This is a genomic window from Flavobacterium shii (assembly GCF_025847235.1).
Classification (GTDB): Bacteria; Bacteroidota; Bacteroidia; order Flavobacteriales; family Flavobacteriaceae; genus Flavobacterium; species Flavobacterium shii.
Genome location: NZ_JAOZEW010000031.1, coordinates 28,841 through 42,395, shown reverse-complemented (window position 1 = coordinate 42,395; position 13,555 = coordinate 28,841). Strand labels below are relative to the sequence as shown.

Annotated in this window: 10 protein-coding genes; 6 read left to right on the top strand and 4 right to left on the bottom strand. The window is 32.3% G+C overall.

Features of this window, described 5'->3' with window-relative positions; genetic code table 11:
* The first annotated feature begins 5 nt into the window (after positions 1–5).
* The 6 genes from OIU83_RS21725 to OIU83_RS21700 all read left to right on the top strand — a co-directional run bounded on the left by OIU83_RS21725 (position 6) and on the right by OIU83_RS21700 (position 6,238).
* Entirely contained in the window at positions 6–1,325 is a 1,320-nt protein-coding gene (locus OIU83_RS21725; protein WP_264208369.1) for a RagB/SusD family nutrient uptake outer membrane protein, read from the top strand.
* 54 nt (positions 1,326–1,379) lie between these two features.
* Positions 1,380–2,138, top strand: a complete 759-nt coding sequence (locus OIU83_RS21720; protein ID WP_264208368.1) for a LytR/AlgR family response regulator transcription factor — start codon at positions 1,380–1,382, stop codon at positions 2,136–2,138.
* A gap of 152 nt (positions 2,139–2,290) precedes the next feature.
* On the top strand, positions 2,291–2,941 hold the full coding sequence (locus tag OIU83_RS21715; protein ID WP_264208367.1) for a VOC family protein: 651 nt from the start codon (positions 2,291–2,293) through the stop codon (positions 2,939–2,941).
* 560 nt (positions 2,942–3,501) lie between these two features.
* On the top strand, positions 3,502–4,092 hold the full coding sequence (locus OIU83_RS21710; protein WP_264208366.1) for a TetR/AcrR family transcriptional regulator: 591 nt from the start codon (positions 3,502–3,504) through the stop codon (positions 4,090–4,092).
* Positions 4,093–4,166: 74 nt separating this feature from the next.
* Positions 4,167–4,616: a PaaI family thioesterase gene (locus OIU83_RS21705; protein WP_264208365.1), complete on the top strand. Its 450-nt coding sequence runs from the start codon at positions 4,167–4,169 to the stop codon at positions 4,614–4,616.
* 71 nt (positions 4,617–4,687) lie between these two features.
* Entirely contained in the window at positions 4,688–6,238 is a 1,551-nt protein-coding gene (locus OIU83_RS21700; protein ID WP_264208364.1) for a DHA2 family efflux MFS transporter permease subunit, read from the top strand.
* A gap of 53 nt (positions 6,239–6,291) precedes the next feature.
* Here the strand turns inward: OIU83_RS21700 and OIU83_RS21695 are convergent, their stop codons facing one another.
* The 4 genes from OIU83_RS21695 to OIU83_RS21680 all read right to left on the bottom strand — a co-directional run bounded on the left by OIU83_RS21695 (position 6,292) and on the right by OIU83_RS21680 (position 13,513).
* On the bottom strand, positions 6,292–8,691 hold the full coding sequence (locus tag OIU83_RS21695) for a TonB-dependent receptor domain-containing protein (protein WP_264208363.1): 2,400 nt from the start codon (positions 8,689–8,691) through the stop codon (positions 6,292–6,294).
* Between the two features lie 291 nt (positions 8,692–8,982).
* Positions 8,983–10,044: a helix-turn-helix domain-containing protein gene (locus OIU83_RS21690; protein ID WP_264208362.1), complete on the bottom strand. Its 1,062-nt coding sequence runs from the start codon at positions 10,042–10,044 to the stop codon at positions 8,983–8,985.
* Positions 10,045–10,205: 161 nt separating this feature from the next.
* Positions 10,206–12,143, bottom strand: a complete 1,938-nt coding sequence (locus OIU83_RS21685) for a family 43 glycosylhydrolase (RefSeq protein WP_264208361.1) — start codon at positions 12,141–12,143, stop codon at positions 10,206–10,208.
* Positions 12,143–13,513, bottom strand: a complete 1,371-nt coding sequence (locus OIU83_RS21680; RefSeq protein WP_264208360.1) for a glycoside hydrolase family 27 protein — start codon at positions 13,511–13,513, stop codon at positions 12,143–12,145. The genes OIU83_RS21685 and OIU83_RS21680 overlap by 1 nt, the downstream gene beginning before the upstream one ends.
* Between the last annotated feature and the right edge of the window lie 42 nt (positions 13,514–13,555).

Below are 13,555 nucleotides of genomic sequence, written 5' to 3'. Positions count from 1 at the left end.
TTAAGATGAAAAATATATCAAAATACCTAATCCTTTTTATCGCTGCCATAGTTGCTACAGGTTGCGATGACTACCTTGACGTAAAACCGATAGGTAAAGTAATTCCTGAAACACTTGCAGAGTTTAGAGCAGTGCTTACTAAGGGATATTCTGTTTACCCGGACCATAAATCACTAAGCACATTAAGAACAGACGAATTGCTTTTTGATGAAGAGAGTAATGATATATTATTCTATAAAGATAACTATATCTGGAACGATACAAATCCGGATCCTATTGCTACAAGTTTTCAGTATCAGGAATTGTATAACGTTATTTTTTATGCCAATGTAATTATCAATGAAGCCAGCAATAAATTGGAAGCTTCGGCAGATAAAGATCAATTGATTGGTGAAGCATACGGATTAAGAGCTCTTGCTTACTTTGATTTAGTTAATTTGTTTGGAAAGCCTTACGATGCTGCAACTGCAGATTCAGACAGAGGCGTCCCATTGGCTTTAAAAATAGATTTGGAACAAGCTTATATTCCCGAAAGTATAGCAGTGGTTTATAATCAAATCCTATCTGATAAAGAAGAGGCCAAGAAATTGCTTAACAAAGACACTCAGACTACAGGAATCAATTACCGTTTCTCTAAAGCTGCACTATATACTATGGAGTCACGTATTTATTTATATCAAAAACAATGGGGAAAAGCTGCTGAAGCCGCAAATAACGCATTGGCTTATAAAAATGCACTAGTAGATTTAAATGCTACTCCAATTTTGCCAAATAATTATGATACAAAAGAATCTATAATGGCACTCGAGGATTCATTTGATAATCGCTTAAAAGGATCTTCTTATGCTTCTCAATCATTAATAAATGCATATGATCAAACCAATGACTTACGTTTTGGATTGTACTTTCTTAAAATGGGAAGTAGATATGCCTTTGATAAAGGTGGAGAGTTAAATCAGAAATGTACTTTTAGAGCATCTGAATTATATTTGACCAAAGCAGAAACAGCTGCACAATTAGAAGATCTTGCAACTGCTAGAGCAACTATGTTAAGTTTTACAAAAACTCGCTATAATACCACAGGTTACACTCAATTGAGTACAAAGATTGCTGCAATGGACAAAACAAACCTTCTTGATTTTATATATCAAGAAAGAGAACGTGAGTTTGCTGTAGAAGGACATCGTTGGTTTGATTTAAGACGAACTTCTCAAAAAGAAATCTTACACACCATCGCAGGAAAAGATTATATCTTGATAAAGAATGATCCGCGTTACACTTTACCCTTCCCGCTAAACGCACGTTTAAACAATCCAGAATTGTAAATTAATTAGCTCCGTTTTTAACGGAGCTTTTTTTATCTTTGCAAAAAACAAGAAATGAAAATAGTCATTATTGAAGACGAATATCTTGCTTCAAGCTATCTAAAATCAATTCTGGAAGAGCAAAGTATAATTACGATAAGTCAAATAACTTTGATAAAATCTGTAAAGGAGGCTGTTGCTTTTTTTAAACAGAACACGGTTGACCTTGCCTTTATGGATATTCATTTGGGGGATGGAAAAAGTCTTGACATTTTTGAAAAAGCGACTGTTTCTTGTCCCGTAATTTTTATAACAGCATACGATTCTTATGCCGTTAAAGTTTTTAAGCATTTTACTATAGATTACCTTTTAAAGCCTTATGAAGAAGAAGAATTATTGGAGGCTTTGGTGAAATATAAAAATATAAAAGAAACATTTAACCCCAACCCTATTCTGGAATCTTTGGTTGAAATTGAAAACCATAATAATATCCAACACCACTTTTTGGTAAATCACAGAAACAAACTTATCTCTATTAATGATACGGCAATTAACTATTTTTTTGCCACAGGAAAACACCTCTTTATTTATACAAATTCCGGTAATAGCTATTTGTATAATAGCAATCTTAAAGATTTAATAAACAAATTAAATCCAATTATCTTTTTTAAAGTAAACCGAAAATATATAGTAAATCGAAATATTATTGAGGATATAGTAAAACATTCCAGTCAGAAAATTGAGTTACTTTTAAATGTTGCCATTCCCGATATCGAACCAATTATTTTAAGTAAAAAAGAAATTAATAATTTTAAAAATTGGCTTGATTCATAAATTCGAAAAATCAAGTGAAGTATAATAAATTATGATTCTCGCATAGATGTATATAATCAGTTCCCTTTAATAGTGTAGCCACATTTTCTTAAATTTGTTTAATACATAGGATTACAAATAAAAGCTGTAAATCCTAATCAAAAAAAACAGATATGAAACTTACACAGATACAAATCCAAACAAATAATTTAGTAAAAACCACCGAATTTTATAGCAAGATTCTAGGTTTCCAAATTTTAGAAAAGGATACTACATTTGTCACTTTTCAAGCAGGTAATTCTATTTTGAAATTTGTCGAGAATAAAGATTTTGATTCTATTTATCATCTTGCTTTTAATATTCCTGAGAATAAACTCGACGAAGCTATAAATTGGTGTAAGAATAAAGTAAGTCTTATTTTTATTGAAGATCAAAATGTAATTACTTCATTTGAAAATTGGAATGCCCATGCGGTTTACTTCTACGATAATAATGGTAATTTGTTAGAATTTATTGCCAGACATGATCTCGATAATCACCAAATAGAACAATTCGGAACAGATTCAATTTTAAACATTAGCGAAATTGGTATAGTACATGAACAACCATTAGCGTTAGGGCAAGAACTAATAAATAAACATGATTTGGGCTTTTTTAGCAAAAATTCCAATAGTGAAGTTTTTGCTGCTATTGGCGATAATGAAGGTTTGCTTATCATTGTGAGACCTCATAGAAATTGGTACCCAACTCAAATACCATCAGAAAGTAATAAAACAGTAATTCTATTGGAAAATAATGATACAATCACTGAATTAAATTTTTAGCCACTGATTTACTTCGTCAGTTCGACTTTCAGTCTCGGATCAGGAAAGTGCGTTTGTGTCTTTGACAAAGAGTTGCTTACTTAAATTGTCTATAAGAGGACGCGGATGAAAAACTGATTTATAAACAATCAAAAATAAAATCCGTTTAATCCGTGTTTTTGCCTTATCGAATCCGCATAATCCGCGTTCCTCCGGAAAAGAGTTAGATAGAATTAAAGGATTAAAAGTATCTTGAAACTTTATGAACTCTGGGATTAATCTCCTGCTACAAACCACAATATTATCTCCCTCACGTAGGAAAAGTCTCCACGAGTGATTCGAAAAAGATTATGGAGTTCCTCGTGATTCTTCGACTCCGCCTCAGAATGACAGCATCGAGGAGAAACTTTGCGACCTTTGCGTAATCCTTTGTGAACTCTGCGGTTAATTTTTCGCTACAAATTGATACAAACTTTGCGGTTAAATTTTACCACAAACAATTTTACAATAAAAAAATACTTCAAAAAGCATTAAAAATAATACCGATTGGTATATATTTGTATTTTAATATTTGATTAATCATGAGTAAAGCTGCAAGAACTAAACAATTCATTATAGAGAAAACTGCTCCTATTTTTAACATAAAAGGATACAGCGGTACATCAATGAGTGACATTACAGATGCTACAGGACTTACAAAAGGGAGTATTTATGGTAATTTCGAAAATAAGGATGAAGTTGCTATTGCTGCTTTCAAATATAATATCAAAAAACTACAGGATACTTTTGCAAAAGCAATTGAAAAAGAAAGCACTTATAAAGATAAATTATTAGTCTACCCACGACTCTATTCCGATTATTTTCATTTACGAATTACACAAGGAGGTTGCCCAATTCTTAATACTGCTACCGAGGCAGATGACACCCACCCTATCCTTAGAAAAAAAGTAGAAAGAGCAATCAATTTTTGGAAAGAAAAATTAATTGGCTTTATCGAACAAGGAATTGCCACAGGAGAGTTTAAAGCCAAATCCATTGATCCCGAAAGAATAGCGTTAACCATAATTGCTATCATCGAAGGAGCTGTAATGATAAGTAAAGTAACTGGTAATTTAAAAAACTTGTCGGACATTATGGTTTCATTAAATGATATCATAGAAGACTTAGAATAAAGATATCGGCTTTGATTTTTTTTAATTAAAAATATACCCATCGGTATAATACATAAATAATAACAAATTTTAAAATGGGAACAAAAACAAGATTACAAGTGTTGCAGGATTATATTGGAAAAGAATTTACAGCTTCACCATCACCTTTTATGTTATGGATGAATCCAATAGTTGTAGATGCTCAGGAAGGTACAGTAACTTTTAAATATATGATAAGAGATGAAATGACAAATCCTGTTAAGTCATTACATGGCGGGGTTACAGCTGCAATTGCAGATGATTGTATTGGTGCTACCCTATTTTCATTAAATGAAGATAACTTTTATACAACCATAAATCTGGTAGTTGATTATTTTGCTCCTGCACATCTAGGAGATACAATACTTGCGGAAACAGCCATTATAAAAAGGGGAAAACAATTGGTTAATGCACAATGCGAGATTTGGAATAAAGACAAAACCAGACTTATTGCCAGAGCATATTCTAATCTTTTAAAAACTAACATGGTTAAAAAAGCACTATAGCAACTATAACACGAATTGATTAAATAGTCTTTTTTTAAACTAAAATATACCGATTGGTATAAAATATTTTTATGACACCTCTTAACCGTAAACTTTTAATAATTACAGTCATCCTGGCTGCAATTATGGAATTAATAGATATATCAATTGTTAATGTAGCGCTCTCACACATGAGTGGAAATCTCGGCGCAACTCTGGAAGATACCTCTTGGGTTATTACGGCTTATGCAATTGCAAATGTAATTATCATTCCTATTACAAGTTTTTTGAGTGCCAATCTCGGGCGACGCAATTATTATATAGGATCTGTAGTTTTGTTTACCTTCTGCTCTTTTATGTGTGGACATTCATCAAACATTTGGATGTTAGTATTCTTTAGATTCATGCAAGGAATTGGTGGAGGAGCATTATTGTCGATATCGCAAGTAGTCGTTTTTGAGCTATTTCCAAAAGAAAAGCAGTCCATAGCCGGAGCGATATTTGGAGCTGGAATTTTTATTGGTCCTACTATTGGCCCCACATTAGGAGGGTATATAACCGAAAACTATGACTGGCCGTGGATATTTTTAATTAATGTTCCCATTGGAATTCTTGTAATGATTTCATGTTACTTTCTTTTAAGAGAACCTCCTGTTAAACCCGAAATTACAAAAGTAGATTGGACGGGGATCGCTTTATTGGCAATTGGGGTTGGCTCTTTGCAAACTGTATTAGAAAGAGGAGAAGTCGAAGATTGGTTTGAAACAAAGTATATTGTAGTACTTACCGTAGTGGCTTTGATAACATTAATAACGTTTATTTATTGGGAATTAACAGTAGATAAACCAGTTGTTAATCTTCGTGTCCTCAAGAGTAAGTCATTAAGTATTGCAGCTATTCTAACATTTGTTACTGGATTTGGTATGTTTATTTCAATTTACATAAGTCCAGTTGTAGCACAACGTTTATTAAGTTTTTCTCCTTATCAAACGGGTTTGTTATTACTCCCAGGCGCATTATGTGCTTTGCTTGCGCTTAAAATATGTGGCACATTATTACAAAAAGGAGTATCGCCAGTACTAATAATAGCGACAGGATTTCTTCTTTTTATTTATTTTAATTGGAGAATGTCGGGTATAACGTTAAATACTAGTGCAGAGGAGATTTCTACTGCACTTATATTTCGTGCATTGGGATTGGCTTTACTTACTGTTCCGCTTACCATGTTGGCTGTTTCTTCACTGGATCATAAAGATGTTGCACAGGGAGCAGCTTTAAATAATATGATGCGTCAGCTGGGAGGGTCATTCGGCGTGTCGATAATAAATACCTATATTGCACATCGTTATGCGGCTCACAGGAATGTAATAATATCCCATGTTAATCCCGATAACACAATAGCAATGGATAGGATTAATGCCTATATAAAATATTTTGAACATAAAGGTTTTGCTTATAATGAGGCAAGATTAAAAGCATTGAGGTTAATGGATGCTATTGTCACAAAACAATCTTCATTGCTAAGTTACAGAGATGCTTTTTTTCTTGTAGGCCTTTTTTTTGCAATAACATTACCCTTGTTATTATTTGTCATGAGTAAACCAACAAAAGCAAAATCTGATATTATGATTTCGGATCATTAATTTTAATAATTAAAAAACTGCCTTAAAATTAAATTTCTAAGGCAGTTTTAATTTTATCTGGCTCTGTTATTTTCAGTTTGTTCAATTTCATTTTTCTTATAATCCGATTTTTTCGAATTGCCAAAGCTATATGTAGCAGCAAGTTTAAAGTAATTTGTGGTAAGTGTTCTATGGTAATATATCTGGGTTTGACCTACTTCATAATCTCCGGAAAGATTAAATCCCCTAAAAATATCATTTGCAGAAAAATTTAATTTCAAGTCATTATCAAAAAAGCTTCTTTCTATCCCCAGCGTAACTGTTGATCGACTATTTTCATGTCTTACCCCATAACTTTTATCTCCCAAATACCAAGCAAGTAATTGAACTTTAAACAAATCCGGTATAGTAAATGTATTATTCGAATATAGATAGATCTGAGGTTTGGTTGCGCCTAAAGCAAAAGAATAAGTATTATCAATAGATTTACTATAACTAATACTTGCTGTATTGGTAGAATTCCACCATTTGGTAGCAAATGATCTTGAAACTGATGCAAAATAGTTATGTTCTTTTTCCATATTTAATGATCTTAAAATATAACTATTGGGAGTATTACCTCGTAAAGCCGCTCCGGATATAGGATCAATTTTATAAGTATATCCTACTTTAAAATCAAATTTATTGTACATAGCGCCTATTTCAAAAGCATGAACTTTCTCTGGTTTTAAATTAGGATTTCCTTCTATAGTGGTAAATGGATCCTGGTAAATAACATAGGGATTAAGTGCCTGATATCTTGGCCTGGTTATTCGTGATACATAAGAAGCATGTAGTTTTATTTCGTCTGAAAGTGTCATATTCAAAAGTAAATTTGGAAAAAAATCAGCATAATTACGCTTAAACTTCTGGTTCCCATTAGCTGTGGTATTTAGTTCATAATTAGTTAATTCAGATCGAATCCCTAAAGAGTAATTTAATTTACTACCATGTAAATTACTATAATTAATGTAGGCTGCACTAATCTTTTCTTTGTACTTAAAATCACTCGAAAGATCATTATTAAATTCAAATTCTCCATCCCTATCTTCGGATATCAAAAAATCTGAACCAGTCTTAATAGTAGCGTAACTTAATTTTGCGCCAGCTTCAAGTTTAGAATCTTCACTTAGTTTATTAGAATAATCTGCTTGAGTATTTATAATATTAATTGCGTTATCAGCATTGTTTTTTAAATATCTCTCTGTGTTATCTTCATTGACCAAACCATTTTCATCAATTAAGTCTTTTATGGTGCCATTGTAATTAGAATATTGCACACCTACAAATAATGAGGACCCCATAGCATCAGTGATTGCATTATAATTCAAATTTGCAAATTGATTGAGACGTACATCATTTTTAGCAACATCTGTAGTATAAAAACTAGTATCGGTATTCGTTTTAATAGAATTTCGGTTTTCCACTACTCCAGCCAAATCTTCTATATTTCCACTATATTCGAGTGAAATATAATTTGAGTCAGAAAAAGTATATTGAAGTCCAAATCCAAAATTAGAATAGTTATTGAATTTACGTTTCCAATCGGTTGTTAATATCGATTGCATATATTCACTAGGATCAGGTCTTGTTCTTGTAGTATATAATAATTCCCTGCCCTTCCCTAATTGCAGTCCATAATTTCCTATAAAAGAAATTTTATCTTTATTATAATTAAAATCTAGCAACGTATTAGTACTAGTTCCTGCAAATTCCGACACTGTAATTTGTTGACTTGCCGTTCCCATTATACCGCTAGTAACGTTTTTCTTTGTAATGATATTTATGACTGCTTTTCCCTCTGCATCGTACTTTGAGGAAGGATTGGAAATAACTTCAATCTTAGCAATTTGTGAAATCGGAATTGCAGCAAAACGATCATTACTAATTAATATTCCGTTTAAGTAAATAATAGCTTCTCCTTTTCCTAACACGCTAATTTGACCTTCGGATACAACAACATTTGGGACTCTACCCAATAATTCATTTACAGAACTACTTGTAGAAAGTAATGTATTGGCAACATTTACCTCGATAGTACCATTTGATGCGTATTTTAATAAAGGAGTTTGGCTTCTTATAACTACTTCATTCAACTGGTTATTATTTTCCCGAACGAGTACTGTACCCAAATTTATATTTTCTTTTCCTTCATAAACAATACGGAGAAATGTGTCTGTAAATTCTACAGAAGTAAGTTTTAATATTACTTCTTTTTCATTGATAGCAGATAATTCAAAAATGCCGTCTAAAAAATCATTTTGATTTATTAAAGTAGAATCACGTACAGATAACAGCGCAGCATTCCCCATCATCAATTCATTGTTAGAATTGACAACTTTGCCCGAAATATGTTGTATCGATTGTGCTTTTATTGCTTTAGCAGAAATAAGAAAACAATAGATGTAAATGAAAACTAAGATTAGAATTCTCATAAGATTTAACGATTAAGATTTGATTTTTTATTTATGCAAATTTCAATCGTAAATCGTGGTGTGAGGTAATCTAAAGAGAAATCAGGAGTACGGATTTATAAATCTATACTCTATTTTTACTATCCTAACAGGTTTTTAAAACCAGTTAGATATTACACCTTAATTATTGTTATTATAAGGATTATAAAAATATTTCTGAAACATTTTTGGAAACTACTAGACTTAAGATACCTAACAGGTTTTAAAAACCTGTTAGGATAATTTGGAATCTAGTCTTATTGAAATTGAATATTAAGCTAATAAAGCCTGTTGCTGATAATTGGAAGGAGTTGTTCCGGTATGTTTTTTAAATGCAGCAAAAAATGTAGATTTAGAATTAAAACCTACATCATAACCAATAGATTCCAGTGTAAGTTTATCATTGGTTGTAATGATTTTACATGCCTCATTTATCCTAAATTCATTGACGAAACTGGTAAAGTTTTTCCCTAGATTGTTGTTTAAAAACTGTGATAATTGATGGCTTGAAATATTTATTTCCTTTGATAAATCCTGTAAAGTAAGATTTGGATTTTTATATAATTCTTTCTCAATCATTACATTTTCAAGCTTTCCGGATATAATTACTTCTTCGGCTGATTCAATTTTTTTACCTGAATGTTTCGTCGGATTAAGTAAGAATAAATCATCTGTCTTTTTCCGGTATAAAAGGATGGAAATGATAAGATATAAAATGAATGAAAAAATTATTGATCCGCTTATATAGGAAACATGTGGAGCGTTTATTAATGCCAGGAAATAAAATATAAAAAGTAATACATTGCCTAAATAAATCATACCAAACCAAACTTCGGCAGGGTTCGTTTTATGTTTCCTGCTTAGAATCTTTTTTAATACCTCTTTTATTGTAAAACCTGAAAAAACAATATAAACAAACCACTGAAAATAAATAAAATCAACAAAATAGTGTCCCCAGAGTTTAGGATAATCCTTATATGGATATAATATCCCAACAGTAATAATGAGTATTAGCCAAAAAATAAGCGTTAGTTTCCATGATTTAGGCATTACATTAATTTCTTTAACCGAAGCTTTAAGAAAATAATATAAAAATGGACCTATAAAAAAACAAGCCGAAAGCCCAATTTGCAAATATGTTTTGGGTAAGGTTGGATCAAAATGTATAAATACCGATTTGGCAATTCTTATGCTTAACGCTAATAAAAGTGCGCCTAAGAAATAATTTCCGAAGTACTTTCTCTTAGTAAAAAAAAAGAAATAGATCCCCAGAATAATTCCGTTAAAAGCTCCCAAAGCACTAAAAAAGAATAAAAGTTCTTTACTTGTATCCATAATTTATGTCCATTATTAAATAATCACTATGCAGACAAAGCTAAAAAAAAGATTGATGTAGGCAGAAAATAAATTAATTAAAATCCAAACGATGTATAAATATAAAGGCTGCTTCTATTAAAAGAAAACAGCCTTTATAAAACCGAAAATAATTCTACTAATTACTTAATTGCATTTACTCCAGCATGAGTTGGAGTAACTTGTTTTATACTTCCGTTGGAGTTAAATTCTAGTTTATCGATACAAACTTCACGGTGAAAACCTCCAGCATCCCCCATTTTTATTCCTGTAGGATATGAAAATCGGTGATAAACAATATACCATTCGTCTTTATTTGGAATCTGTAAAATCGAATTATGCCCTGTAGCAAAAATTCCCAAATCGGGATTTCCTTGTATTACAATATTATTTTTAGGTATTTCGATTGGTCCCAAAGGCGATTTCGAAATTCCGTATCTCACCTTATAATTTGGACTTCGGGTATCATCCTCACTCCATAAAAAGTAATAAGTGCCGTTTCTATAAATTACATAAGTTCCTTCACGATAGGTATTATCAACGTTAATAACCTTGGTACTCCCCTTTTTTATCGAAATCATATCGGGATTTAATTCGGCTACGGCCATGTAACCATTACCCCAATACAAATAACTTTTGCCAGTTTTAGGATCTGTAAAAACATCCGGATCTATTTCCTGACCTTCTTTTATGCCTTCAGGTCTGCTATTTATTAACGCTTTTCCACTATCTTTAAAAGGTCCGGTAGGATTATCGGATGAAGCTACTCCAATCTTTTGTGCTGCCGTGAAATAATAAAAATATTGATACTTCCCATTTATCTTTTTCTCAACAATGCATGGAGCCCAAGCGTTTCTGTTGGCCCAACTTACGTCTTTTCTAAGATCAAGAATAATTCCTTCTTCTTTCCAATCTGTTAGATTATCTGATGAAAAAGTTTTAAAATAATTCCCAGACCAACCATCAAATCCGTCACTTGTTGGATAAATGTAATATTTGCCTGTTTTGTTTGAATATAACACTTCGGGATCGGCATAATACCCTTCTAAAACAGGATTATTATTTATTTTCGGAAATTTCTCTGGCATTCCCCATTTGGCAATCAATCTTTTCAATTCGGAGCGAGTTATTGGTAGAATAGTTCCGTGACGTGGATTAAAATCCATTGAAATGTCATTGTCGATTACCGTGAAATGCTCCAAATCTTTGGTTTTTGTAAACTGATATTTTCCTTTGGTGTAAACATCATACATCAGGATATATTCATCAGAATTGTTTAGTTTAAATACGCTTGAGCCTTCAACACCATCATTTGTTTGTTGCAAGTAGTTATCATTTTCTATCCATTTTCCTGAAGTTAAATCAGTTGTTGTAGCTACTTTTATTCCTGCTTTTTCTGTTTCGGTTTTATAAAAAAGATGATATACTCCATCTTTCTCAATAATATCTCCATCGATACAAGCTCTTTCGGATTTAGGTACAAATAATAGTTTTGGAGCACTTTCTAAACCTGTGAAATCTTTATTTGCATAAGCGTAATAAATTTTATCGGGACCTCCAGCATATTGCAAACTAAAGTAAATTAGGTACTTTCCTGCTTTAGCATCATAAATCGTTTGTGGTGCCCAAACTCGTTTCAGGTTTTCATTACCAGGAAAAGTCGTCTGAATATTTACCACGCTACTCTCCCACTTTACAAGATCGGTGCTTTTTAATAAAACCATTGCACGATTACTGTCCCAACCTTTGGATGAAGTCATATCGGTTAAAACCATATAAAATGTTTTGCCGTCGTCGCCACGCAAGATATGAGGATCACGAACGCCTCCGCTTGAACTAATAGTTTTGCTTTCTATTACAGGTTTGTTATTATTTAAATTATAATAATGATACCCATCGGCACTAATGGCGTATCGTACAGCCTCTTCTTCGACATTATTTCCTGTGAAGTAAACGAATAAATAAGCAGTTAAATCTTTATCGGCAATGACAGGTGGAAAACCTTTGGTTTCATTATTCTGAGCTTGTATTAAGTTTAAAAGCATTAGAAAAAATGCAATACTAAAATGTGTTATTTTCATTATTTTTTGCTTTTTAATTGATACAGAATTGAACTGTGAGGTTTTAATTTTGTCGAAATTACTTTAGATGAAATAATAGACTTCTCTCCTGTCCAGATAGTAAGAGCTTCAATATTTCCTGAAATTCCGAGATCCGATAAATTTACCGAGATATTTTCTGTTGCTGTATCGGAAGTATTAAATAGTGCCAAATAAATGCTTCCGTCTTTAGGATTTCTTGATGTTACAGCAATTTTGCCATCTTTCTGGAAAAGTTGTTTTACATCTGTACTTTCCTTATGCATTTTTACGACTTCTTTATTCGTTAATAATGATAATGTAAAAGCATCGTTACTTGGTAAATCCCCACCAAAAAACAACGGGGATTTAAAAATATTAAAGAACGTAATCAATGTATATTGTTCGTCTTTTGTTAAACGAGACATTCTATCTTCACCACGTTCTCCTCTTAATGAAATGCGTCCTAACGGAATCATATCGCAGTCTGGCCATGTTCCGGGTGCAATATATGGATACCATTTTTCGCTTACTTTCATTAAGTGCGTAATGTGTGGCCAAGTATCCCAAACATCATCGACCATCCTCCACATATTGGCATGTGTGATTACGTGTGGAGCAGCTTCAATAGGAGTTTCTCCCGGTGAAGTGCTCAATACGATTTTACGTCCGCATTTGTCAATTGCATTTCTAATCAGGTTTATTTCTCCTTCATGATAAGGTCTTGATAAATCATCAATCTTTATAAAATCTACTCCCCATTGCGCATATAATTGAAATAAAGAATCATAATATTCCTGCGCTCCGGGTTTGTCTGCAACAATGGTATAATTATCTTTTAACCATTCGCATTGCAGTGCTGTAGTATAAATTTGATCCGCCGTAATTCCGTTTGTACCTTTAATGGGTAATTTATCTTCAACGGCTTTTTTGGGAATTCCACGCATGATATGGATTCCAAATTTCAATCCTTTTTTATGAATATAGTCTGCCAAAGGTTTGAATCCTTGTCCGTCTTTTGCAGATGGAAATCTATTTAAAGCAGGTAAATATCTTCCGTATTGATCGATTACATAACGCGGATCTGTCTGGTTATATCCTCCTGCTTTGTCATTTTCTACAAACCATCGAATGTCTACAACCACATACTCCCAACCGAATTTTTTGAGGTTTTTTGCCATATAATCGGCATTGGCTTTTACTTCATGTTCTTCTACAGTAGAACCATAACAATCCCAACTATTCCAACCCATTGGAGGAGTTTGTGCCCATTGTTTAAATTCCTCTCTTTGAAAAGTTTTTATCTGAGAATTAGAAGAAACCGATACCAGAATAACCCCTATTGTCAATGCAATTCTATTTTGTATTTTCATTTTAATTAAATATGTGTAAAATTAACACTTTAAATATAATAA